This window comes from Spiribacter vilamensis (assembly GCF_004217415.1).
Classification (GTDB): Bacteria; Pseudomonadota; Gammaproteobacteria; order Nitrococcales; family Nitrococcaceae; genus Spiribacter; species Spiribacter vilamensis.
This window is the reverse complement of the sequence record NZ_SHLI01000001.1, coordinates 267,125-290,645: the sequence shown is the minus strand read 5'-3', so window position 1 is coordinate 290,645 and position 23,521 is coordinate 267,125. Positions and strand designations below refer to the sequence as shown.

26 protein-coding genes are annotated in these 23,521 nt (G+C 66.7%); 15 read left to right on the top strand and 11 right to left on the bottom strand.

All coding sequences use genetic code 11. The features are described from left to right. Genes EV698_RS01580 through rraA form a run of 3 tightly spaced genes read right to left on the bottom strand, consistent with a single transcriptional unit; the run spans nucleotide 1 to nucleotide 1,351 of the window. Complete coding sequence (locus EV698_RS01580; RefSeq protein WP_130502423.1) at nucleotides 1–405, bottom strand: RNA-binding S4 domain-containing protein; 405 nt, start codon at nucleotides 403–405, stop codon at nucleotides 1–3. Then, the gene (locus EV698_RS01575; RefSeq protein WP_130502422.1) at nucleotides 383–841 is read right to left on the bottom strand and encodes a CBS domain-containing protein; all 459 of its coding nucleotides are present in this window, start codon (nucleotides 839–841) and stop codon (nucleotides 383–385) included. The genes EV698_RS01580 and EV698_RS01575 overlap by 23 nt, the downstream gene beginning before the upstream one ends. 30 nt (nucleotides 842–871) lie before the next feature. Beyond that, entirely contained in the window at nucleotides 872–1,351 is a 480-nt protein-coding gene (gene rraA, locus EV698_RS01570; protein ID WP_130502421.1) for a ribonuclease E activity regulator RraA, read from the bottom strand. A 108-nt stretch (nucleotides 1,352–1,459) separates the two neighbouring features. On the opposite strand from rraA, the gene EV698_RS01565 reads away from it, so the two are divergent. Continuing rightward, nucleotides 1,460–2,473, top strand: a complete 1,014-nt coding sequence (locus EV698_RS01565) for a phosphoribulokinase (protein ID WP_130502420.1) — start codon at nucleotides 1,460–1,462, stop codon at nucleotides 2,471–2,473. Here the strand turns inward: EV698_RS01565 and EV698_RS01560 are convergent. Genes EV698_RS01560 through EV698_RS01550 form a run of 3 tightly spaced genes read right to left on the bottom strand, consistent with a single transcriptional unit; the run spans nucleotide 2,470 to nucleotide 4,752 of the window. Then, on the bottom strand, nucleotides 2,470–3,438 hold the full coding sequence (locus EV698_RS01560; RefSeq protein ID WP_130502419.1) for a patatin-like phospholipase family protein: 969 nt from the start codon (nucleotides 3,436–3,438) through the stop codon (nucleotides 2,470–2,472). The genes EV698_RS01565 and EV698_RS01560 overlap by 4 nt on opposite strands. Then, nucleotides 3,431–4,024: a YceI family protein gene (locus EV698_RS01555; RefSeq protein ID WP_130502418.1), complete on the bottom strand. Its 594-nt coding sequence runs from the start codon at nucleotides 4,022–4,024 to the stop codon at nucleotides 3,431–3,433. Before EV698_RS01555 ends, EV698_RS01560 begins: the two co-directional genes overlap by 8 nt. A gap of 11 nt (nucleotides 4,025–4,035) precedes the next feature. After that, the gene (locus EV698_RS01550) at nucleotides 4,036–4,752 is read right to left on the bottom strand and encodes a CDP-alcohol phosphatidyltransferase family protein (protein ID WP_165385687.1); all 717 of its coding nucleotides are present in this window, start codon (nucleotides 4,750–4,752) and stop codon (nucleotides 4,036–4,038) included. Nucleotides 4,753–4,818: 66 nt separating this feature from the next. Between EV698_RS01550 and EV698_RS01545 the strand changes: the two genes are divergently transcribed. From EV698_RS01545 to EV698_RS01525, 5 genes are read left to right on the top strand one after another with little or no spacing between them, the layout of a single operon-like run. Continuing rightward, the gene (locus EV698_RS01545) at nucleotides 4,819–5,790 is read left to right on the top strand and encodes a zinc-dependent alcohol dehydrogenase (protein WP_130502416.1); all 972 of its coding nucleotides are present in this window, start codon (nucleotides 4,819–4,821) and stop codon (nucleotides 5,788–5,790) included. Nucleotides 5,791–5,799: 9 nt separating this feature from the next. After that, complete coding sequence (locus EV698_RS01540) at nucleotides 5,800–6,204, top strand: 6-pyruvoyl trahydropterin synthase family protein (RefSeq protein WP_130502415.1); 405 nt, start codon at nucleotides 5,800–5,802, stop codon at nucleotides 6,202–6,204. Further along, a complete protein-coding gene (locus EV698_RS01535; protein ID WP_165385686.1) occupies nucleotides 6,201–7,277 on the top strand; it encodes a glycosyltransferase family 4 protein in 1,077 nt (358 codons plus the stop codon). Before EV698_RS01540 ends, EV698_RS01535 begins: the two co-directional genes overlap by 4 nt. After that, on the top strand, nucleotides 7,247–8,065 hold the full coding sequence (locus EV698_RS01530; RefSeq protein WP_130502413.1) for a class I SAM-dependent methyltransferase: 819 nt from the start codon (nucleotides 7,247–7,249) through the stop codon (nucleotides 8,063–8,065). The genes EV698_RS01535 and EV698_RS01530 overlap by 31 nt, the downstream gene beginning before the upstream one ends. Further along, nucleotides 8,053–8,934, top strand: a complete 882-nt coding sequence (locus EV698_RS01525; RefSeq protein WP_165385685.1) for a lysylphosphatidylglycerol synthase transmembrane domain-containing protein — start codon at nucleotides 8,053–8,055, stop codon at nucleotides 8,932–8,934. The genes EV698_RS01530 and EV698_RS01525 overlap by 13 nt, the downstream gene beginning before the upstream one ends. Here EV698_RS01525 and EV698_RS01520 read toward each other — a convergent pair. Next, nucleotides 8,915–9,613: a RibD family protein gene (locus EV698_RS01520; protein WP_165385684.1), complete on the bottom strand. Its 699-nt coding sequence runs from the start codon at nucleotides 9,611–9,613 to the stop codon at nucleotides 8,915–8,917. The genes EV698_RS01525 and EV698_RS01520 overlap by 20 nt on opposite strands. A gap of 194 nt (nucleotides 9,614–9,807) precedes the next feature. Between EV698_RS01520 and EV698_RS01515 the strand changes: the two genes are divergently transcribed. Next, nucleotides 9,808–10,920, top strand: coding sequence for a GTP cyclohydrolase II (locus EV698_RS01515; RefSeq protein WP_130502410.1), 1,113 nt, complete (start codon nucleotides 9,808–9,810; stop codon nucleotides 10,918–10,920). Here the strand turns inward: EV698_RS01515 and EV698_RS01510 are convergent. From EV698_RS01510 to EV698_RS01500, 3 genes are read right to left on the bottom strand one after another with little or no spacing between them, the layout of a single operon-like run. Continuing rightward, nucleotides 10,917–11,726 (bottom strand): creatininase family protein, encoded by an 810-nt coding sequence (locus tag EV698_RS01510; protein ID WP_165385683.1) that lies wholly within the window; start codon nucleotides 11,724–11,726, stop codon nucleotides 10,917–10,919. The two genes, EV698_RS01515 and EV698_RS01510, sit on opposite strands and share 4 nt — an antisense overlap. Then, nucleotides 11,723–12,403, bottom strand: coding sequence for a uracil-DNA glycosylase family protein (locus EV698_RS01505; protein WP_130502408.1), 681 nt, complete (start codon nucleotides 12,401–12,403; stop codon nucleotides 11,723–11,725). Before EV698_RS01505 ends, EV698_RS01510 begins: the two co-directional genes overlap by 4 nt. Before the next feature lies 1 nt (nucleotide 12,404). After that, nucleotides 12,405–12,827, bottom strand: a complete 423-nt coding sequence (locus tag EV698_RS01500) for a hypothetical protein (RefSeq protein ID WP_130502407.1) — start codon at nucleotides 12,825–12,827, stop codon at nucleotides 12,405–12,407. Nucleotides 12,828–12,958: 131 nt separating this feature from the next. Here EV698_RS01500 and EV698_RS01495 point away from each other — a divergent pair, with 131 nt between their 5' ends. The 4 genes from EV698_RS01495 to EV698_RS01480 are packed head-to-tail and all read left to right on the top strand — an operon-like array spanning nucleotide 12,959 to nucleotide 16,897. Beyond that, nucleotides 12,959–13,405: a ProQ/FINO family protein gene (locus tag EV698_RS01495; protein WP_130502406.1), complete on the top strand. Its 447-nt coding sequence runs from the start codon at nucleotides 12,959–12,961 to the stop codon at nucleotides 13,403–13,405. 29 nt (nucleotides 13,406–13,434) lie between these two features. Further along, on the top strand, nucleotides 13,435–13,617 hold the full coding sequence (locus EV698_RS01490) for a hypothetical protein (protein ID WP_130502405.1): 183 nt from the start codon (nucleotides 13,435–13,437) through the stop codon (nucleotides 13,615–13,617). 14 nt (nucleotides 13,618–13,631) lie between these two features. Beyond that, nucleotides 13,632–15,422 (top strand): SLC13 family permease, encoded by a 1,791-nt coding sequence (locus EV698_RS01485; protein ID WP_130502404.1) that lies wholly within the window; start codon nucleotides 13,632–13,634, stop codon nucleotides 15,420–15,422. 53 nt (nucleotides 15,423–15,475) lie between these two features. Continuing rightward, complete coding sequence (locus tag EV698_RS01480; RefSeq protein WP_130502403.1) at nucleotides 15,476–16,897, top strand: M20/M25/M40 family metallo-hydrolase; 1,422 nt, start codon at nucleotides 15,476–15,478, stop codon at nucleotides 16,895–16,897. Nucleotides 16,898–16,908: 11 nt separating this feature from the next. On the opposite strand, the gene EV698_RS01475 is transcribed toward EV698_RS01480, so the two are convergent. Next, a complete protein-coding gene (locus tag EV698_RS01475; RefSeq protein WP_130502402.1) occupies nucleotides 16,909–17,676 on the bottom strand; it encodes an SDR family NAD(P)-dependent oxidoreductase in 768 nt (255 codons plus the stop codon). A 33-nt stretch (nucleotides 17,677–17,709) separates the two neighbouring features. Here EV698_RS01475 and EV698_RS01470 point away from each other — a divergent pair, with 33 nt between their 5' ends. Genes EV698_RS01470 through pdeM form a run of 4 tightly spaced genes read left to right on the top strand, consistent with a single transcriptional unit; the run spans nucleotide 17,710 to nucleotide 23,436 of the window. Further along, nucleotides 17,710–18,723 carry a ligase-associated DNA damage response exonuclease gene (locus tag EV698_RS01470; RefSeq protein ID WP_130502401.1) on the top strand — a complete coding sequence of 338 codons (1,014 nt, stop codon included), beginning with the start codon at nucleotides 17,710–17,712 and terminating at the stop codon, nucleotides 18,721–18,723. Next, entirely contained in the window at nucleotides 18,723–20,315 is a 1,593-nt protein-coding gene (locus EV698_RS01465) for an ATP-dependent DNA ligase (RefSeq protein ID WP_130502400.1), read from the top strand. The genes EV698_RS01470 and EV698_RS01465 overlap by 1 nt, the downstream gene beginning before the upstream one ends. Beyond that, the gene (locus tag EV698_RS01460) at nucleotides 20,312–22,771 is read left to right on the top strand and encodes a ligase-associated DNA damage response DEXH box helicase (RefSeq protein WP_239016174.1); all 2,460 of its coding nucleotides are present in this window, start codon (nucleotides 20,312–20,314) and stop codon (nucleotides 22,769–22,771) included. Before EV698_RS01465 ends, EV698_RS01460 begins: the two co-directional genes overlap by 4 nt. Continuing rightward, a complete protein-coding gene (gene pdeM, locus EV698_RS01455; RefSeq protein ID WP_165385682.1) occupies nucleotides 22,768–23,436 on the top strand; it encodes a ligase-associated DNA damage response endonuclease PdeM in 669 nt (222 codons plus the stop codon). The genes EV698_RS01460 and pdeM overlap by 4 nt, the downstream gene beginning before the upstream one ends. Nucleotides 23,437–23,521: the final 85 nt, after the last annotated feature.

Sequence of the window (23,521 nt, the reverse complement as noted above, 5' to 3'; positions counted from 1 at the left end):
TCAGTCGCGGTCGCCCCGCTTGAAGTCGGCCAGGCGCTGACGGTCGCGGCGATCGGGACGGTGATCCGGTCGCGGCTGCGCCGCCGAGGCGGCACGCAGCTCTTCACGCTGACGCTCCCGCGCACTGATGCTATCCGGAGTCTCGGTGTAGAGCGCCTGCGCCTCGGTGGCCGGACCGCGCTGCTCGGCGAGGCCATCGATGTGGACCTCGAACGTCTGCGGCCCCTTGCGAATCACGAGCCGCTGGCCAATCCGGACGGCGCGGGCCGGCTTGGCCCGGACCCCGTCGACATCGACCTTGCCCCCCTTGATCGCGTCAACGGCCTGGCGACGGGTCTTGAAGAAACGCGCCGCCCACAACCAGCGATCGAGGCGAACCGAATCAGCCGCCGACATGGCCGCCATAACTACCGTGCAGATAGCTGGTCAGGGCCGCGACTTCCATGTCCCGCTCGCGGACCACGGCGGCGCTCAGATCCCGCACCGAGATCATGCCCAGCACGCGCTGGTCATCCATCACCGGCAGGTGCCGGACATTGCGCTGCGCGACCAGGGCAAGCGCCTGGTCCGTGGTCGCCGCAGGGGCGATCCAGAACACCTCACGGGTCATAACCGATTCCAGCGGCGTCTCCGCCGGATCGAGCCGCTGGCCGAGTACACGCCGCAGCACATCGCGCTCGGTAAAGATCCCCAGCAAGGCCTCGTCCGGTGTCATCACCAGTACCGCACCGATATTACGACGGTTCATCAGCGCCACGGCGTCAGCGACCGAGCCGTCGGGACCGAGCGCCTGAAGGCTGCCGCTGCCGTCTCGCAGCAGCGATCGCATCGTATTGGGCATGCCACTCTCCTCCGATTTTTATAACGCCGGTCAGGCCAGCGCGGTGTCCGCGATTACAATACCGTCACGGTCGGCGCAGAGCCACTCACCCGGCGTCAGTGTGGCGCCCGCGAGGGTCACGACCACACCCACCTCGCCCTCGCCGTCGGGCTGACTGCGACAGGGATGGGTATTGAGTGCCTTGATGCCGATATCGAGGTTGGCGAGATCGGCGGCATCGCGAACGCAGCCGTAAACGAGCAGCCCGGCCCAGCCGTTATCACGGGCCCTGGCGGCCAGCTGATCGCCCATCAGCGCACAGCGCAGGGAACCCGATCCGTCCACGACCAGTACCTGTCCCTCGCCGGGTGTCTCCAGCACCTCGCGTACCCGGCTGTTGTCCTCGAATGTCTTCACCGTCTGAATCGGCCCCGAAAAACCGTGCCGGCCGCCGTAATCACCGAAAATGGGGGCAAGCACCCGCAATTCGTCGGCGTGGTCATCGCAGAGGTCTGTCGTCTTGATTGCCATCCGGAAACTCCTTGAATAATGCCCCAACGCTAACGGTCAGCCGGATGCCGAGCAACTCCGGCGTTGCTTTGGTTTGACAGCCCGCCGCCGCGGCGGAGAATACAGCGGATGACACCGACTACTTCCCCCAGCGGGGCGCCTCGCCCCGGCGCCAGCCAGCTGCCTTCACGACTCGCCGCCCGCGAGCGTCCCATCATTATTGGCGTGGCCGGTGACAGCGGGAGTGGCAAGAGCACCTATACCCAGGGCATTGAGTGGTTACTGGGGCCGGAGCGCGTCAGCAAGATCAGTCTCGATGGCTACCATGCCGAGGACCGGGCCACCCGACGGATCACCGGTCGCACCCCTCTCGACCCCGACGCCAATCACCTGGAACAGGCGGTCAGTCACATCAAGTGTCTACGCGCGGGCGAGGCGGTCGAGGTACCGATCTACGATCACGAATCAGGCTCGTTCCGCGCACCGCGTCTGCACACGCCGACACCGATTGTCGTGGTCGAGGGATTGCACACGCTCTACCCGGCCTTTCAGCCGCTGCTCGACTTCTCCGTTTATGTCGACACGGATGCGTCGGTCAAGCACGACTGGAAGCAGCGTCGCGACACCCGGGAGCGGGGTTATGCCCAGACCGACGCCGCGGCGGAGATCGAGCGCCGGGCAAACCAGTACGAGCAGTGGATCGCCGGCCAGCAGGATGTCGCCGATGTCATCCTGCGCATCCACCCGAGCGAGCTGAGTCGTCTGGCCGTCGGTCAGCTCAGCGCCGAGATGCCCGAGACCTGCTATCACCTGGAGATGATCGTGACACCGCGCGACGACGACCAGCAGCCGCTGTTCCTGCCGGTCGACCTGAGTAACATGACCCGGCAAGAGGCGATGCCGTTCATGCTCGCGACGGTCCCCAGCCGGTTTCGCGGTGAGGCGGTCAACGTGCTGCATGTTGACGGTTACATGGCGCCAACGGCGCTCGAAACCCTTGAGTACGCGATTTCGGCCTTTGTCGGTCTGGATGCACCGGCGGCTGATCCGGGCGTTGACGAAGGGCAGCCGGCCACGGTCCGTTTTGCCCAGATGCTGGTCGCGTGGCCAATGCTCAATCGCATCGTCGCGTTGAGCGGCTAATCCCCGAAAAGGGCGTCGATCGCCGGCTGCAGGCGAGCGACTGCCGCTGCCCCCTCGGTAATCGCCTCCGCACCACGGTGCAGTTCAAGCAGATCGATATGGGACAGATCCGGCGTAACGATCAGATCGGGGGGGTCGCCGGCCATGCGGCTGCGGGTGATACGATCCTGCATGACGTTGATGGAGGTGGCGATCACATCGAACACCCCGGGCGCCGACTCCGCACCGCCTTTCTCGAACTGCGCCTGCAGTGTCTCGGCGCCGTCCCGGAATCCACTGGTCAGCCGATGCCACCAGTCGGGAGGGGTGATCGATTCCGCATCGGGCCTTTGGGTGGCGGCCGCCGATTGCGTTTGCGTGTGGCGCACCGGGGGTTGGATGCGACGGCCGACCAGCCCCCCGCTGAGATTCACGGCGATGACGCGATCCGCCCCCATGGCGTGGCAGAGTGATACCGGAACCGGATTGACCAGCCCGCCGTCCACGAGCCACTCACCCTCCACCTGCACCGGCGTGAAGACCCCGGGCAAGGCCATCGAGGCTCGCACCGCGGTGGCAAGATCACCCTCGCGCAGCCAGCGCTCCTGGCCGCTGTAGAGGTCGGTGGCAACCACCCCGAGCGGACAGCCGAGCTCGGCGAAATCCGCCGCGCCCAGTGTCCTGTTGAGTTGCGCCATCAGCCGCCGGCCCTGGACGAAGCCGCCGTTGCCGAGTGCGAAATCGACATAGCTGAAGATGTCGCGACGCTTGAGTGACCTCACCCAGTCTTCGAAGGCATCCATCCGGCCGCTGCCAGACATGGCGCCGACGATCGCCCCCACCGACGTCCCGGCAATGATGTCCGGGTTGATCCCCTGCGCCTGCAGCGCACGAATGACCCCGATGTGTGCCCAGCCACGAGCGGCGCCGCCCCCGAGGGCGAGACCAATGCTCGACCGCCGGACCGGGGCCGACGGTTCAGTCATCCTGTCGGACCGCCTCGAACTCGACGATCAGCTCAATGGCATCACTGACCAGATCACCCTGTAGCGCGTAATCCATGCCGAAGTCGCTGCGCTGGATCGTTCCACGCGCGGATCCTCCGAGGGTATCGGCACCGCCGATTGGATGGTCGCCACGGCGGTTAAGGGTCAGATCCAGCTCGATGGGGCGAGTCTCCCCCAACAGCGTCAAATCACCCTTCAGCACGCCCCGACGGTCGTCAACGGGCTGGTAGCCGCTCGCCTCGAAAACGATCACCGGGTGGGCGTCGACATCAAGGAAGTCGCCGTCCCGCACATGATCATCGCGTTCGTCATGGCCGGTGAAGACCGTTTCGGCCACGACCTCGACGCGTCCGGAGGTCAGCGTCTGTGTGTCCGCATCATAGACAAAGCCGCCGGAGACGTCGGTGAACTGGCCGAGAACATCAGCGAACCGGGCATGCCCGACCAGGAAGCCGACACTGACGTGACTCTCATCGATCTGAAAACGCTCCGGCTCCGCCTGAACCGCAGTAGCGGCGGCCAGACCAAGGACGGGAAGGATTAACTGCTGCCGGAATCGCGCCATGACACATCTCCTTAATGACGAAGAAACCGCCACAGGGCGGCGATATCCACTATAAATGAATAGCTGAGCAGTACTAGCAGGAGCGCCGCGAGGGGAGGAATCCATGGCGACGGAAACCCCGGAGCCAGCAATACCGCCAGACCACTTGCCTGGATCCCGCAGATGATGCGGCGTCGCTGCGACGCCGGCAGGGACTGGCGCAGCGACGGGCGCCAACGACCGGCGAGGATGAATGCGTAGCGCCAGGCGCCGATCGCGAGCACCCAGACACCGGCGAGGTCGAGTTTGAAAAGCCACAGCGTCAGCACCAGAAGCAGCACGGCATCCAGCTCCATATCGAAGCGGGCCCCCGCCGCCGTGACGCAGTCGAGTCGACGCGCCACCCATCCATCAACGCCATCGAGCAAAACCGCGGTTATCCCCAGTGCAAACGGCAGGGCGGGCTCGGCAGGCAGCGCGCCGGCCGACGGCAACAGCCCGATCAGCAGCATGACCAGCAGGCCGCGGCCCAGGGTTACCCGATCGGCCGGTGTCAGTGGCCGGTTGCCGCGCAGGCGCCAGACCAGCAACGCCATCGCCGCGTAGGCCAACAGCGCGAGGACCATTACACCGGCGGGCAGATCGAGCGCCCGCTGCAGCCCTGCCGCGGCCCCCGTCAACACGATGGCGGCCACGAGGAAATCGGGAAGAATCTGTAACGGCGACTCGTCTGTCCGAGGGGGAACCAATGCTACGCTCCGGTTATCCGATCGATTTGCCCGAATTCTAGCAGCACAGGGGAGCGTAACGGCGTAATGGATGAGCGTAGCAGCAGGGCTTTCTGGATTACGCATCCAGGCACCGGAGCGCTTCGGGCGGAAACCGTGCCCGAGCCCGCAACCGGCGAACTCGGTATCCGGGCACTCCACTCCGGGATCAGCCGCGGCACCGAATCGCTGGTCTGGCACGGAAGAATCCCCGAGAGCCAGCACGATCGGATGCGGGCACCGTTTCAGGCGGGATCATTTCCGGCACCGGTCAAATACGGCTATGCCAGCGTCGGCGTCGTCGAGGCCGGGCCCAATGAGTGGCGCGGCCAGACCGTTTTCTGCCTCTATCCGCACCAGAGTCGCTACACCGTACCGGCGGACGCCGTTCAGCCGCTGCCAGCGACGCTGCCGCCCGAGCGGGCGGTTCTCGCCGCCAACACCGAAACCGCGCTGAATATCTGCTGGGATGCCGCCCCGCGGGCGGGCGAACGGATCAGCGTCATCGGCGCGGGCGTCGTCGGGGCCCTGACGGCCGCCCTGTGTGCCGAGATACCGGGGACGGAGGTCGAACTGGTCGATATCAATCCGGCCCGGCGTTTCCTCGCCGATCCACTGGGTGTCGAATTCGCTCACCCGGACGACGCCCGTGGCGACAACGACCGGGTCATCCATGCCAGCGGTAGCGAGGACGGGCTCGCGCTCGCGCTGCGGGTCGCCGCCGACGAGGCGACCCTGGTCGAGGCCAGCTGGTTTGGCGACCGCCAGCCCCGTGTCCCGCTCGGCGAGGCCTTTCATTCCGGCCGCCTCACCCTTCGCGCCAGCCAGGTGGGGCAGATTTCGCCCGCCATGCGACCGCGCTGGGGCCACGCCCGGCGCCTGGGCAAGGCCCTGGCGCTGCTCGCCGATCACCCCCGCTGGGACTGCCTGATCGACGGCGAAACGGCCTTCGACAAACTCCCCGAGGCGATGGCCGACATCGTCAACGGCTCGGGTCTGTGTCATCGCATCAACTACTGAGGAGTCAGCATGTACCGCGTCAACGTCCGTGATCACTTCATGATCGCGCACAGCTTCAAGGGTGAGACCTTCGGACCCGCACAGGCGCTTCACGGCGCAACCTATGTCACCGATGCAACCTTCTTTCGCGATCGGCTCGACGCCGACAACGTGGTGGTCGACATCGCCCGCGCCACGGAGGTCCTCCACACAATACTGAGCCGCTATAACCTCACCAATCTCGACGGGTTGCCGGAGTTCGAGGGGGTCAACACCACCACCGAGCATCTCGCCCGGCATATCGCCGACTCGCTCGCGACCGCCATTCACGCCGGTGAGCTCGGAGAGACGGCGCGCACGCTGGACCGGATCCGCATCACGCTGCATGAATCGCATATCGCTTCGGCCGCGTACGAGCGACCGCTGCAACCGTGACCGACTGCCATTTCCTGGTGCCCGGGGCGCTGGACCGACCCACCGGGGGCAGCCGTTATGACCAGACAATTGTTACCGGCCTGCGCGCAGCCGGGCGATCGGTGGCGGTGCACGAGCTCCCGGGGCGCTACCCCGATGGCGATGCGACCGCCCGCCAGACCGTGGCCGCCGCGCTATCGAGAATACCGGCAGGTCAGCGGGTCATCGTCGATGGCCTCGTCCTGGGCGGGCTGGCGGACGTATTCGCCGGGCATGCGCAACGGCTGCGGCTCGACGCGCTGATTCACCACCCGCTCGCCGATGAGACCGGTATTGACCCGGATCGAGCGCGTCAATGGCTCGCCGACGAGGCCCGGGCCGTTGCCCTCGCCGAGCGGGTTATTACGACCAGCCGGTTCACCGCGCACCGCCTCAGCGTACTGGGCATCCATCACGGTAGCGTTCATGTCATACCACCGGGCTGTGCGCCCCGACCGCTCGCCACCGGTTCACCCGGTGACAATCCGGTGCTGCTGTGCGTCGCCTCACTGACCCCCCGCAAGGCCCAGCATCACCTGCTCGACGCACTCTCCCGGCTTACCGATCGGCCCTGGTATTGCCGGCTGGTGGGCCCCACTGATCTCGATCCCGACTACGCCGCGGCGATTGCGGCGCAGCGCGATCGGCTGGCCCTTGGCGATCGCGTCGAGATTGATGGCGCCGTCGGCGCCGATCAGCTCGACACGGCCTATCGCACGGCGGATCTGTTCATCCTGCCCTCGGTTTACGAGGGATTCGGCATGGTCATCAGTGAAGCGGTCGCCCATGGCCTGCCGATCGTGACCACCACCGGGGGTGCGTTGGCCACCACTCTGCCGGAGGGCGCCGGTATAGCTGTCCGGCCGGATGACCCCGAGGCACTGGCGACGGCGCTGGCGAGCGTTCTCGACCACCCCGAACGACGTCATGATCTGGCCCGCGGCGCCCGACGCGCCCGGGATCAGCTCAACAGCTGGAACAAGAGCGTCGCCGATTTTATCGATCTTCTCGAGGAGGACTCATCATGCCCGAGCGATTCGCGGCCCAGTGGCTGACACTGCGTGAGCCCGTCGATCATACGGCCCGCGCCGACGACCTTTCACTGACCCTCGCCGGCTTGCTGCCCGGAGACCGCCGCGTCCATGTCGCCGATCTTGGCGCCGGGGCTGGCAGCAATCTCCGTTACCTCGCGCCACGGCTGCCACAACCCCAGCAGTGGGCCCTTATTGACCATGACACCGATCTGCTCGACCGTGCCGTGGCCACCGCTCCCGGCGACAGGTGGGCAAGTGACACCCGGATCCATGCCTATGCCCACCCGGCCGATCTGAACGACTTCCCCGACTGCCTGCCCGGAACCCCCGATCTGCTCACCGCTTCCGCCCTGCTCGATCTTGTCACCGGGGAATGGATGCAGCGGGTCGTGGACACATGCGCCCGGCGATGCATCCCAGCGCTCTTCGCCCTCAGCGTGGATGGCCGGATGTCACTCGCACCAGCGGTGACCGGAGACGAGCTTATCGAGACGGCGATCCTCGCCCATCAACGCGGTACAAAGGACATGGGACCCGCCCTGGGACCGGACGCAACCGACGTTGCGGCCCGGATGTTTGTCGAGCGGGGGATAACGGTTGAACGTCGCTGGAGTGACTGGCAACTCGGCCCCGAGGAGGCGTCGCTACAGAAGCTCCTCATCGAGGGCTGGCACGAGGCCGCCCGCGCGCAGCGCCCCGACGCTGCCGAGACCATCGACACATGGCTCAACGATCGGCTGCGACTGCTCGATCAAAGCCGCATCCTTGTCGGTCATCAGGATCTGCTGGCCATCCCGTGCCGCGACTGATCCGACTGCTGATCAGCCTCCTGATGCTCGGCTTCATCGCCGAGCGATTCGGTGCCGGCGTCCTGGAGCGGCTCGAGCAGGTGGACTGGCGCTGGCTTGTGGCGGGTCTGCTGATCACGGTGGCCCAGGTGCTGCTATCGGCGTGGCGCTGGCGGTTCACCGCCACGCGGCTGGGCTTGTCACTGCGCCGCGGCGTCGCGATCCGTGAATACTACCTGGCGACATTGATCAACCAGGTCCTGCCCGGTGGTGTTGTCGGCGATGCCCAACGCGCCTGGCGCCATAGCCACGATGCCCCCCGTCGCGGACCCGCGTTCCAGGCGGTTGTGATCGAACGCTTCTCGGGGCAATTGGCTATGGTCGGGCTGGCGCTGGGGGTATGGGGATACTGGCCACCGGGCAAGGCACTCACCCTCCCCGACGGCTGGCTCTCCGGGGCGGTGGCGGTCATCGGCGGTGCCGGCACAATCATCGTGGCGCTGGCGCTGATCAGCGGCCGGCGCCCGCACTGGCTGATCGACTGGTGGCAGGCACTGCGTTACGCGCTGCTTGCGCCACGTGTCCTGCCCGTCCAGCTGATTGCCTCGATTGTCGTCGCCATCAGCTACATTGGCGTTTACGCCTGTTGCGTGCTTTCACTGGGCCCCGAATCATCGCCCGGGACCTGGTTACCGCTGATTCCACTGGTCCTGTTTGCCATGCTGATCCCGGCGAGCATCGCCGGCTGGGGGCTGCGCGAGGGGGCCGCGGCCGTTCTCTGGCCGCTCGCCGGCCTCCCGGTCGCCGAGGGTGTCAGTGCCGCAGTGCTTTACGGGGCATTGTCGCTGGTGGCGAGCACACCCGGGCTGATCACCCTTCTGCGACGGTGAAGTCGAGCCGGTAGAGCCGGTCGACCCCCAGATCGAATGCCTCGACGGCGGGACGCCAGGCCTGGTCCATGTGCTCGATGACAGGCAGGTTCAGCCCGGTCGGCCCCGAACCGATAATGACTGGCGCTACGGCCAGATAAAGCGAGTCCACCAATCCCGCAGCAAGCCAGGCGGAGACCGTCTGCGCCCCGCCCTCGACCAGCAAACGCCGGATACCGGCGGCGGACAGGCACTCCAGTACCGCCGCCGGTGACAGTTCCGGCAGCGAAAAGTGGCGATCCACCGGCGGGGGCACGGCGGTCGGCCCGGTAACCGCCCAGGTCGGCGCGGCACCATCCTCGAACAGATGCCGCCGGGGCGCGAGGTCATCACGGCTCATCACGACCACGCGGGTCGGGTTGGGACCTTCCACGGCACGGACCGTCAGCCGCGGGTCATCAGCGACAACGGTCCCCGCCCCGACCAGCACCGCATCGCAGAGCGCCCGGAGGCGATGCAAATGGGCCCGGTCGGCCTCGCCGGTGACGTAGTGTGAGTGGCCGGTGGGCGTGGCGATCCGGCCATCCAGGCTCTGCCCGAGCTGGGCGACGACCCGTGGCCGCTCGGTCACCGGCCGGACCAGTGGTGCGTAGCGTGCCTGCAGCTCGGTAACGAGTTCACGGGCGGAGCGCCCGGTCACGTCCGCGGGCGCCGGGCATTGCGAATCAGCCGGAGAGGAGCCGTTCAGCGAGTCGCCCCGACAGCGGCGAACGAGTTCAGGCCAAACCGATTCTGGCCGCAACCCCGTTTCTGATGCATTATTTTGTGCCATATTGGCGGAATTGTTACAGGGCCGGACGGTCTATTGCGAGAAATCGTTTCCAAGGAGCAGGCATGCAGCGCATTCGGCGCGCACTGATCGACCTCAGGCGGGGCGAGCCCGTCCATCTGGCTCACCCGGAAGGCGGGATGCTGATACTGGCCCTCGAAAACCTGAGCGAGGCCCTGTTGGCACGGGCCCGGACGCTGGCCACGGACGACCCGTATCTGTTGATCACGCGGCACCGCGCCCACGCAGTGGGGCTGGAGAACGACGACGATCACGATCTGGCCATGGCACTGGATGCGGATGAGCCCGTCGAAACCGCGATCAGGCTCGCCAGCGACCGAGCCGCTCCCCGCACCGAACGACCCGGCCGGGCTGCCGATCCTGCAGAGCAGCAGGCGCTGCACCTCGCCCGACAGGCAACCCTGTTGCCGGCACTGGTGGCTCTTGGTACCGGCCGCGACGATACGCGGCTCGATGACGAGATCCGGTGCGGCGAAATCCTCTCCGTCGATATAGCGGATATTCGCACCGCCTGCATCGAAAACGCCCGACAGCCCGAACGCATCAGCGAGGCGCGAGTGCCTCTGGCAGAGGCGGAGCAGTCGCGGTTTATCCTCTATCGCGAGGCTGACGGGCTGCTGGAGCACGTCGCGCTGATCGTCGGTGAGCCCGATCACTGGCCCGAGACCCCTGCCCTGCGCATGCACTCCGCCTGTCTTACCGGCGATCTGTTCGGCTCGCTACGCTGTGACTGCGGTGAGCAACTCCGAAGCGCTGTCGGCACGATTGCCGCCGAGGGCGGTGGTGTCCTCCTCTATCTTGCCCAGGAAGGCCGTGGCATCGGCCTTGCCAACAAGCTCCGCGCCTACGGCCTCCAGGACACCGGGCTCGACACCGTGGACGCCGACCGGCTGCTCGGGTTTGGAGCAGATGAGCGCCGTTACGAGGTAGCCGCCGCGATGCTCAACGATCTCGATATTCATCGAGTCCGGTTGATGACAAACAACCCCGCCAAAATCGCTGCACTGGAGCGTCACGGCATCGAGATTGCCGGTCGTGAGGCGCTCCACGGCGCCGTTAACCGCCATAACGAACGTTATCTGACGACCAAGGCCGAACGGGCAGGCCACTGGCTGGGCGAGGCGATTACCAACGCCGCCCGCCGCCAGTCCCGCTAGGTAAGCGGGTGCGGCGTCGACAGCCGCGCCAGCGGGAAACCGGCGGTTTCGGCCACGATTGCTGCCAGTGATTCGGCGTAGTGCGCTGCGAGCCGCGCGCCGAGTGCCGCGTCGGAGCACCGGGCGTCCCCCGTAACACCCGTCGGATTGAGATCGCCGGCCAGCCAGGCAAATCGCGCCGGCCGGGTTTCCGCGCCAATCCACTCGAACGCGGCCAGGGCATCGTATTCCACGGAAACCGCATGATCGACTTGATGATCGACCACCTGCGCCGGCGAAAAATGCCGCATCAGGGCCGTTTCAAGCGCACCACCATGCAGCCCCTCACGCGCCTCGCGGGCACTGATCGCGTCCACGGGGGGCGGGAAGTCGAAGTAGCAAGCCTTTATCACAAGCAGCCCGAGATCGCGGCGCAGTCGCAGTGCCGCGGTATCCATGGCGGCGAGATTGCCGCCATGGGCCGAGAACATGACCAGTCGACGAAACCCCGAGCGGGCTACCGACGCGCCGATATCGTAGAGCATTGCCTCGAAGGTGGCCGGCTCCAGAGCCAGAGTTCCCGGATAGTCCGCGTGCTCAATGCTCTGGCCGATGTTGAGTGTTGGCAGGCGCAACACCGATACGTCGTCGGCGCAGCGCTCGATGGCGGCCTGTGACAGTCCCTCGGCAATGCGGGCATCGGTCGAGAGAGGCAGATGGGGACCATGCTGCTCAACGGCGCCCAGCGGCAGCAGGGCGACGGGTTCGGATCCGCCGACGGCGCGGAGGGATTGCGTGGTGTGGCCCCCCCACTCCGATATCGTCACGGTGAGGCCTCCAGCCGATCCAGGCGTGCCGCCAGCAGCCCCGGGAAGTGCTTGAACCAGGTGGCATTGAGCGGTGAGGGATGCGGCAGCGGATGCAGCGTGAGCTGACGGACCCTGTCATCGGGGCCACGATAGTCGAGTCCGAGGGACTGCTCGAAACGATCTTCGCGTTGCCAGTGTTGCTCCAGCTGACGGCGGGCGCCTGCGGACTGTCCAAGGCCAAACCAGAAAAAGGCCTCGCGACCGAGTGTGATGACGTCACCGCCATGCCACAGATCGCACAGGACCTCGGCGACCAGCGGCTGAAAGCGCCGCTTGACCGCCATCGACCAGGCCTTGTTGCCCTTCGGCTTGTAGGGGACGGTGTTGGCCCAGAAATAAGACCTGCCCGCCATGAGGGCATCGTCGGTACCACGCATTACACCGCCGTGGTGGCGTTCGAACAGCACCCGCCGTACCTGGCGCCCCCCGGCGCCGATGAACGGAACGCCGACGTGGACCTCGTCCCGCCCCGGATCACGACCGAAAAACGCGATCCGGGCGTCGGCCGGGCCAAGACCGAAGATCGGATCGGTCGTTGGCCGGCCGGCAGCCTCGTAAACGCCCTCGTCGCGCCCGGCAAGATCCACCGAGGCATACCGGAACCGATCCATCAGGGCGGCGGGGAGATCTCGCATGTCAATGCACGGTTGCCTGGCGCTCGCGGGTTTCCTTGAGGACGCCGACCACGTCCTCCTCCCAGCTCTTGGCCAGCGGCGACTGTGCGACCAGCGCGGAGACCTCGTCCGCGCTGACCGGATCACCACCATCATCGTCGCCCACGGCGAGCCGGGAGTGGTCCTGGTCACGGAGTTCGTACGCCCGTTCGCCGCTGTCACCATCGCCAACCCGGAGAGTGATTTCGTCGGCATCGACGATCGCGCGCCAGTTCACCTGCGCCATCCAGCCGCGGGCGTTGGAATACAGCGACACGCCGGCGAGCTCGTGGCCACTGCCGCGCTGATTATCCATCACGTGGACACTGCTCGAGAGGTGCTCGAATGGATTGTCTTCGAGGATCTGCAGGAGCTCCTTTTTGGGAATAACGGCTTCTGCTCTCATCAAGTCCACCTTTGCGGTCGCCTGTCTATTTAATGTCATCATACAACCCGACCGCCGGTCTGTTGACCCATATCCGCATCGGGTATGCTCTCGGGGTCGAAGATGATTTGCAGAGCGACGGCTACTCGACCATGTCCAATTCGATCCGCCAGAGACAGCGGCGCGCGGAGCGCACACGCGACTTCCTCAAGGAAATGACTCAACGCTACCCGGCCTGTTTCACCGGCAACCGCGACGCAATCCGCCCCCTCGAGATCGGAATCGAGAAGGCCCTGCGCGCTGCGCTCGACCACGACGATGGCGATCAGGCGGCTCCCAACTGGCTGATTCGACAGGCACTTGCCCGGTATACGCGATCACCGGCGTACCTGAATGCCATCATCGCCGGGCACGATCGCGTCAATCTGCAGGGCGAGGCGGTGGAAGCGGTCACCGAATCCGCGATCAGCCGCGCCCGCGAGCAGCGTGCCGAGCAGAAACAGCGGACTGCGGAGCGTAAACGCCAGCAGGCCGAGGAGGCCGAAGCCCGCAAGCGCCAGGAGAAGCTCTCGCAGCTCGCCGATCGCTTCAATCAGTAACTTTTACCAACCGGCAACAGGTAACCTCAGTGAACCCATCCATTGATCTGAAGGCATTGAGCCGGGACGCGCTGGATTCCCTGCGCAACCGGATCGAGACAGAGCTCGAGGCGCGCGCGTTCGAAGAAGGCCTCCGCCAGGATCTGCAATCCCATCTCAGCCGGCAGGCCTGGATCGATCGACATCACCAGGCACAACGGCGCCGACGCTGACTCCGTCCCTGCCGATGGCCTGGGAAGGCTGGCTGACGATTTTCGTCGTGCTCACGGTGCTCGGCGGACTGGCGACCGGTCTCGCCTCTCCCGTGGGGATCCTGTTCACGGGGCTGGCTCTGCTGGTTACCGCAACCGCGGTTACCGGTAGCGAACGACTGCTGGACGCCGCAACCGCTGTGGCGGGGTTTGGCAGCAGTGGACTGATCACTGTCGGACTGCTCTTTGTCGTCGCCTCCGGGCTCACCCGCACCGGAGCGATCGCGATGATCGCCGAGCCACTCATTGCCCGGTCCCGCGGCCTGCGCTCCGCCCAGCTGGGTCTGCTGACACCGGTTGCCGGTCTCAGCGCGTTTCTCAACAACACCCCCATCGTTGCGGTCTTCCTGCCGGTGGTCGATGACCTTGCGCGGCGTCTGCAACTGCCCGCCTCACGCCTTTATCTGCCCCTGAGCTATGCCGCCATCCTGGGGGGCACCTGCACGCTGATCGGCACCAGCACCAACCTCATCATCAACGACCTGTCGAGCGGCAGTCGGGGAATGGAGGGCCTCGGCCTGTTCGATCTCGCCTGGGTGGGCGTACCGATCACCGTTGTCGGACTCATCTATCTGTTCACCGCCTCTCCCTGGCTCCTGCCCGACCGTCGCGACAGCGCGGCCGATCGCCTCGACCCGCGACAGTACACCGTCGAGGTGGAGGTGATCCGCCACGGGCCACTGATCGGCAAAACGATCCGGGACGCCGGGCTGCGCCACCTGCCGGGCCTGTTCCTCGCCGAGATCGAGCGCGACGGCCAGGTCATCCCCGCCGTTGGTCCCACCGAAAGGCTGCAGGCCGGCGACCGGCTGGTGTTCGTCGGCGTGCTGGAATCCGTGGTCGATCTACACAAAATGCGGGGACTGCGGCCGGCCACCCGGGCGGTCGAGGATCTCGGCGAGCCGCGGCGCGAGCGCTGCCTTGTAGAGGCGGTTGTCTCCGAGGCCTGCCCCCTGGTGGGCCGCAGCATCCGCGAGGGGCGTTTCCGGGAGCGCTACCAGGCCGCGGTCATCGCCGTCGCCCGCGGTGGGCGTCAGCTGCCGGGCAAAATCGGCGACATCGTCCTGCGTCCCGGCGACACGCTGCTACTCGAGACCCACGCGAGTTTCGTCAGTCGCCAGCGCGATACGCGCGACTTCTACCTCGTCAGTGGCGTGGAGGATTCGGCACCCCCTCAGCACGATAAGGCATGGCTGGCCATTCCGATTCTCTTCGCCATGGTCGCCCTCGCTGCAACCCCCTGGATGAGCATGCTCAACGCCGCCCTGCTCGCCGCCATCGCACTGGTGGTAACGCGCTGCATGGACCTCGGCGAAGCGATCCGTAACGTCAACTGGAATGTGCTACTGGTTATCGGCGCGGCGCTCGGCATCGGTCAGGCCATGGATAACAGCGGCGCCGCGGCCGCCATCGGCAGCCAGGTCATGACGATCACCGCCGACCAGCCGCTGCTGACCCTTGGCGCCATCTATCTGCTGACCATGATTACCACCGAGATGATCACCAATAACGCCGCCGCGGTGCTGATGTACCCCATCGCCATGGCGGCCGCCGAATCACTCGGCGTGTCGGCCACGCCGTTTGCCGTCGTGATCATGATCGCGGCGTCCGCCGCATTCGCTACACCCATCGGCTATCAGACCAATCTCATGGTCTTCGGCCCCGGCAGCTATCGCTTCAGCGATTATGTTCGCTTCGGCCTGCCTCTCAACCTCATCGCCATGACCCTGGCCCTGCTGATTATTCCAAGGGTATGGCCCCTCTAGGGCGGGACCGCTAGGCTGTCGCCACGACCAGGAACAACTCATCGGAGGCCTTGATGAACGCGCATTTCAATCCCGCTCTTGCACGGGAAATGGTGGAAGCGGACTGGCAGACGAGCATCCGCCCGGCACTCGAGGCGTTCATTCGTATTCCGGCCAAGTCTCCCGCTTTCGACCGTGACTGGGCCGACAACGGGCATATCGACGCGGCGGTAGCGCTGGCCGAGGACTGGTGCCGGCAGCAGGCACCGGCCGGCAGTCACGTCGAAGTGGTTCGCCTGAAAGGACGAACACCGCTGCTGTGGGTGGACGTGCCGGGCACCGGCACCGGCGAGACACTGCTCTACGGCCATCTCGACAAGCAGCCCGAGGCCAGCGGCTGGGACAGCGACAAGGGCCCCTGGACCCCCGTGGTCGAGGGCGACCGGCTTTATGGCCGCGGGGCGGCGGATGATGGCTATGCCGTCTTCGCCTCGCTCGAGGCGGTCCGGCTGCTGCACGAACAGGGCATCCCCCACCCCCGCTGCATGCTGCTCATCGAGTGTGCCGAGGAGAGTGGCAGCCCGGATCTGCCTGCCTACATCGACTATCTCGGCAGCCGCCTGGGCCAGCCCGGAATGGTCGTCTGCCTCGACTCCGGATGCGCCAACTACGAGCAGCTCTGGGTCACCACCTCGCTACGCGGCATGGCCGCGGGGGATCTGACGGTGCGGGTCCTCGAACAGGGCGTTCACTCCGGTGATGCCGGCGGTGTCGTGCCGTCGAGCTTTCGCATCGCCCGCGCACTCCTTGATCGCATCGAGGATGCCGCGACCGGGGCGATCCGCCTACCGGCGCTGCAGGCCGATGTCCCCGCCGAGCGGCAGGCGCAGGCGCAGCAGGCGGCGGAGGTGGTCGGCGGCGATCTGGTCGCGAAGTTCCCGTGGGCCAGCGGGACGCGACCGAGCAGCGATGACACGCCGGCGCTGATCCTCAACCGTACCTGGTATCCGGCACTGGAGGTGATCGGCGCCGACGGCCTGCCGTCACGCGCCGAGGCCGGCAATGTGCTGCGCTCCGAGACCACGCTGCGACTCTCGCTCCGGTTGCCCCCCACCGTGGACGCCGACGCCGCGACCCGGGCACTGGAGAGTACGTTAACGGCCGATCCGCCGCAGAACGCGGAGGTCGGTTTCCGGGCCGCCGGTGCCGCCAATGGCTGGAACGCCCCGGCATTCGAGGGCTGGCTCGGTGACAGCCTGGTCGCAAGCTCGGACCACTGGTTCGGCAAACCGGCGGTGTTCATGGGCGAAGGTGGCAGCATCCCGCTGATGAACCTGCTCGGGCGACATTTCCCGGCAGCGCGTTTCCTCGTCACCGGGGTACTCGGTCCGGGCTCCAACGCCCACGGCCCCAACGAATTCCTCCATATGCCCATGGCAAAACGCCTCAGCGGCGTGGTGGCGGAGGCACTGGCCGCCCAGGCGGCGGCCGGATAGGGAGCCGGACGCTACCAGGGAATCGGCGCTCCATCCCAGGCGAAAAAGCCGCCCGAGTCCTCGAGGCTGGCCGCATCGATGCGCTCGAGCAGCTTGCCGGCGGCGAATTCGGTTCCGAACAGCTTGCCCTCGGGGACGCGCCTCTGGAATGGCTCCGACAGCCCGGTATCGGTGGTACCGGGATGCAGCGCCAGACAGATCACCCGCCGCGCCCGACGCCGGCATTCGATGGCCATGTCGCGGGTGAACATATTCTGCGCTGCCTTGCTGATCCGGTACCCGTACCAGCCACCCAGCCGATTGTCGGTGATACTGCCGACCCGGGCCGAAAGGCTGGCAAACACCGCCCGATCGGTGTGGTTGAGCAGTCCCAGGCAATAGCGGCCGATTAGCGCCGGGGCCAGTGCATTGACCCGGTAATTCGCCAGCATCGCATCGCTGGTGATGTCTTCAAGGCGCTTTTCCGGCCAGATCCCCCGATCCTCGTCATGGAGCAGGCCGAATGCATTGATCAGCAGGTGCAGACGCGGACTGTCATCACTGATGGTCCGTGCCAGCGCGGCGATGCTGGTCTCATCGAGGATGTCCACCGCCACCGGCGCGCATCGCTCGCCGTAGGTCTCGACAAGCGCTTTGAGCCGCGGGCTCTCCGGTGTCCGGGTGGCCGCCCATACCCGGCGGGCGGATGAACCGTCGAGCAGTTGCTCGACGAGCGCCGCACCAATCCCCCCGCTGGCCCCTACCACCAGCACGTTCGAGTCACCATCGAGCGTATTCATCCGTCCGTCCTCATGCCGCGTTATACTTTCATTATGGCAGTTCCGCTCATCCAGCCCACTCATCTGGGCCTCTACTGTGCCGCCGGCGATTTCCACATCGATCCCTGGCGGCCGGTGCCCCGGGCCGTTATCACCCATGCCCATGCCGATCATGCACGCCCCGGCAGCGATGAGTACTGGGGCAGCCACGCGGGACTCGGCCTGATGCGGCGACGGCTGGGGAAAAAGGCGGTGCTCAACGGCGTGGACTACGGCCAGACACTGCGCTTCGGCCCCGTGACGGTCAGCCTCCATCCCGCGGGACATGTCCTCGGATCGGCACAGATCCGTGTCGAGCACGACGGTGAGGTCTGGGTCGCCTCCGGAGACTACAAGCGTGATGTCGACCCGACCTGCGCGGCCTTTGAACCGGTGCGCTGCGATACCTTCATCACCGAGGCCACCTTTGCCTTGCCGGTGTATCGCTGGCCGGCCGTGGAAACGGTGGCGGCAGACATTGATCAGTGGTGGCGGCGTAACGCCGCGGACGGGCGGACGACGGTGCTGTTCTCCTATGCCCTCGGCAAGGCGCAGCGCCTCATGGCGGCGCTGCCGATGGAGCGCCCCGGTCCGATCTACCTGCATGGGGCGGTGGCGCCACTTACCGAAGACTATCGCGAAGCGGGCGTCGCCCTGCCTGATACCCATCGGGTCAGCGAAGCGCCGAAGGACGAGGACTACGGCACTGCACTTGTGATCGCGCCGCCGAGTGCCGCGGGATCGACCTGGATGCGCCGCTTTCGCCGCCCAGCGCTCGGCTTTGCCTCCGGCTGGATGCGCATTCGCGGCAATCGCCGGCGCCGTGGTTACGATCGTGGCTTCGTCATCTCCGATCATGTCGACTGGCCGGGACTGCTGCAGACCATCGAGGACACCGGCGCCCGCGAGGTTCTCACCACCCATGGCCGCGCCGACGAACTGGTCCGCTACCTGGGTGAGCGTGGCCTTCGGGCGCGACCACTGGCAACGCTCTACGGCGATGACGAGGAAAGCGGGGAGAACGAGTGATGCGGGCTTTCGCCGATCTGTTTCGCGAGCTCGACGAGCAGCGCGGCACCAACGCCAAGGTCGATGCAATGGCAGAGTACTTCGGCCAGGTGTCGGCGGCGGACGGCGCCTGGGCGGTGTACTTCCTCAGCGGACGTCGACTGAAGCGGCTGATCGGTCCCGTGCAGCTGCGCGAGTGGCTGACGCAGATGACTGGTCTGCCCGCCTGGCTGGTCGAGGAGACCCACCAGCACGTGGGCGATCTCGCCGAAACGGTGGCGCTAATGCTGGAGACACCGCCAGGAGTGACCACCAGTCCCACCGACGCCGGGCTCGCCACCTGGGTCGAAAGACGTATCCTCGCGCTCCGCGATCTCGATGACGAGACCCGCCGCGAGCGCGTTACACAGGCATGGCGCGAGCTCGACGAGGCAGGGCGATTCCTTCATACCAAGCTCCTCACCGGGGCCCTTCGGGTCGGGGTCTCGCAGACCCTGGTAGAGCGCGCCCTGGCCCGGGCAAGCGGTCACCCGCGTCCGGTCATCGCCCATCGGATGATGGGCCAGTGGACGCCGGAGCCGGCGTTCTATACGGGACTCTTCGATGCGAGCTCCGGACAGGAGGATGCCTCGCGGCCCTATCCCTTTTTCCTGGCGCATCCGCTCGAGGGCGATCCCGCCGAATCCCTCGGCGCCATCACCGACTGGCAGCTGGAGTGGAAGTGGGATGGCATTCGCGCCCAGCTGGTACGACGGGCCGATGCGGTCTATCTGTGGTCGCGGGGCGAGGCGCTGGTGACCGAGACGTTCCCCGAGCTGATCGACGGGGCCGACGCATTGCCCGCGGATACCGTGATCGACGGCGAAGTCCTCGCCTGGCGCGACGGTGTGCTGCCCTTCGCCGAGCTGCAACGCCGCCTCGGCCGCAAGCGCGTGACGCGCCGGTTCATGAACGAGGTCCCGGTTCGGCTGATGGCCTATGACCTGCTCGAGGCCGACGGCGAGGACCTGCGCGACGCGCCACTGACATCGCGCCGGGCCCGGCTCGAGGCCCTGATGGCAGCCGTGGAACCTCCCCTCATGCTCTCACCGCTCATCGAATCGAACAGCTGGTCGGATCTGGCCGAGCGCCGGGATGAATCCCGTGACCGAGGCGTCGAGGGCATCATGCTAAAGGGGCGTGACACGGTGTATGGAACCGGCCGCCCCCGGGGTCCGTGGTGGAAGTGGAAAGTCAGTCCCCTGACCCTCGATGTAGTGCTGCTCTATGCCCAGCCCGGTCATGGGCGGCGCGCCAACCTCTATACCGATTACAGCTTCGCGGTCGCCGACGGCGATCAGCTGGTGCCCATCGCCAAGGCCTACTCCGGGCTGGATGACCGGGAGATCCGGCGTCTGGATCGGTGGATACGGCGCAATACGCGGGAACGGTTCGGACCGGTCCGCTCCGTCGAGCCCGTCCAGGTGTTCGAACTCGCCTTCGAGGGCATTGCGCCCTCGTCGCGACACAAATCGGGGCTGGCGCTGCGCTTCCCGCGCATCGCCCGATGGCGCGAGGATCTGGGGCCGGCCGACGCCGACACGCTGACCCAGGCGCGGGCACTGCTAGGTTGAGTGATCTGTCGCGCACAAAGCTGATCGGGTGGTTTGCCGACAACGGCTGGCAACCCGCCGATTTCCAGCACACCGCGTGGGACGCCTACACCCGGGGCGAGAGCGGACTCATCCACTCGGCCACCGGCTCGGGCAAGTCGCTGGCGGCCTGGGGCGGGCCACTGATCGAGGGGCTCGATGAGGCCGCCGCGAGCGGCCAGCGCCGCGCCGGGTTCCGGGTCCTCTGGATTACCCCGCTGCGGGCCCTCGCCGGGGATACCGTCCACAACCTGGCGACGGCCGCCGCCGGTGTCGGCCTCGACTGGCGCATCGAAAAGCGCACCGGCGATACCAGTAGCAGCGCCCGCACCCGTCAGCGCCGACGGCCACCCGAGGCCCTGGTCACCACCCCCGAGAGCCTCTCGCTACTCCTCTCCTACCGCGACGCCGGCCGTCAGTTCGAATCGCTGCAGGCGGTTATTGTCGATGAGTGGCACGAGCTGATCGGCACCAAGCGGGGCGTCCAGCTCGAGCTCTGCCTGGCGCGGCTGCGGCGGCTCTCCCCCGGCCTGCGCACGTGGGGGCTGTCCGCCACCCTCGGCAATCTCGACGAGGCCCGCGACTGCCTGCTCGGCGCCGGGTCCGAGGCGGGGCGCCTGGTCGAAGGGCCGCCCGCGCGTCCCATCGATATCCGCACCCTCGAGCCCGACACCGACGAGCGCTTTCCCTGGGCGGGTCATCTCGGCACCCGACTCATTAACGGTGTTATCGCCGAGCTCGAGGGGTCGGGCAGCTGCCTGCTTTTCACCAATACCCGATCACAGGCGGAGCTATGGTTCGAATCGCTGGTGCGCGCCCGACCGGACTGGATCGAGGGACTGGGGCTGCATCACGGCTCCATCGATCGTTCACTGCGCGACCGGATCGAGGCGGGGCTCGCCGCCGGGGAATTCCGCTGCGTTGTCGCCACCGCCAGCCTGGATCTGGGCGTGGATTTCGCGCCGGTAGACCGCGTCATCCAGGTCGGCAGCCCCAAGGGCGTGGCCCGACTGGCCCAGCGCGCCGGACGCAGTGGTCATCAGCCCGGTCGCCGCAGCACGGTGCTGTGTGTCCCCACCAATGCCCTGGAGATGATCGAGATCGCCGCGGCGAGGCGCGCCTGGGCAGCGGGCGAGGTCGAGGCGCGGCGACCGCTGCGCAACAGCCTTGATGTCCTCGCCCAGCACCTGGTCACCCTCGCGGCCGGCGACGGCTTTGACGCCGACCGACTCTACACGGAGGTCCGCGATACGCATGCCTTTGCCGAGCTGGACACATCGGCCTGGCAGTGGACACTCGATTTCATTACCCGCGGCGGGCCGGTGCTCGCCGCCTATCCGGATTTCCAGCGCGTCGTTCAGGATGCCGAGGGGACTTACCGAATCGCCGGTCGCGGTCACGCAAGCCGCCATCGCATGGGCATCGGGACAATCACCAGCGATGCCGCCATCGCAGTATGCTACCAGGGCGGCGGACATATCGGCACGATTGAAGAGAGCTTCATCGCCCGTCTGCGGCCGGGCGATGTTTTCCTCTTTGCCGGTCGCAGCCTCGCCCTGGTACGAGTGCGCGACCTGACGGCCTACGTCCGCCGGTCCAGTGCCCGGCGACAGGCCGTTCCGCGCTGGCAGGGCGGGCGTCTGCCGCTGTCAACCGCCCTTGCCGATCATGTCCTCGCGCTGCTGGCCGAAGCCGCCGAGGGCCGCTTCGAGACACCGGAGATGGCCGCCATCCGGCCCCTGCTGAGCGTTCAGGCGAAATGGTCGTCCCTGCCGCGGCCAGGGGCGCTGCTCATTGAGCGGACACGCTCCCGCGAGGGAGAGCATCTGTTTATCTACCCCTTCGCCGGCCGGCTCGCCCACGAGGGACTGGCGACGCTCTTTGCCTGGCGGCTCGGCCAGCAAACGCCGGCCACCTTCAGCCTGTCCGTCAATGACTATGGCTTTGAGCTGTTGGGCCACACCATCCCGGATATGGATCCGGCCGGCTGGCAGGCGCTTTTCGATGGCGAGGATCTGGTCGATGACCTGATGGGCGCCATGAACGCCAGCGAACTGGCCCGCCGCCAGTTCCGCGACATTGCCCGTGTGGCGGGACTCGTGTTCCAGGGGTATCCCGGTAAGGGCAAGAGCGCCCGACAGCTGCAGGCCTCCAGCGGACTGATGTTCGACACCATCGATCGTTACGACCCGGACAATCGGCTAATTCACCAGGCCCGCCGCGAGGTGCTCGACAGTGGCCTCGAAGTGGAGCGGGTGCGCACGGCCCTGCAGCAGATGGCGCGTGCCGATCGACTGATCCACACCACCGATCGATTCACGCCGCTCGCCTTCCCGCTCTGGGCCGAACGGCTGCGCAACCGGCTGACGACACAGAGCTGGCAGGATCGCGTCGCGCGCATGGTCGCGCAGCTCGAGAAGGCCGCCGGTCGATCGTGACGGCGCAGTCAATCAACCTCGCCGGCCAGACACTGGATCTGCTCCCGCAACGCGCCGTGTTCTGGCGACAGACCGGCGCGCTGCTGCTGGCCGATCTGCATCTCGGCAAGGCCGCGACCTTTCGACGCGCCGGGCTTGCCATTCCCGAAGGCGACAACCAGTCGACACTGCAACGCGTGGATGCGCTGATCAGCGCCTGGCAACCGCAGTCGCTGATCCTGCTCGGCGACATCATGCACACCTCACTGGCAACCGACCCGGCACTGCACCGGCAGCTGCTGGACTGGCGGGCAAGCCATCCCGACCTCGCTATCACCGCCATCATCGGCAATCACGATCGCGATATCCGCCGACTCGAGCCGGTCATCGATTGCCAGGTCGAGGGCCTCGAGCGAGCCGGACTGACACTTCGACACCACCCCCCGGAGACCCCGACGGAAGCGCCCTGGATCGCTGGCCACTGGCATCCGGTGGTACGCCTGGCCGCCGGCGGGGACAGCCTGAGACTCCCGGCATTCATCCATGAACCGGACGGTGGCCTGGTGCTGCCGGCGTTTGGCGGCCTTACCGGTGGGGCGCTGGTCGAGCGTCGACCGGGGCGACGGCGCTACGTCACCAGCGAGGCGGCGGTCTTCGGCATCGACACGCGTGAGACGGCGGACTGACGGCTGGCCAAAAAAAAGCCGACAATAATGTCGGCCAAGAGGAGGAGAGAGAGTAAGTCCGTGTTGCAATGCAATATACCACTTC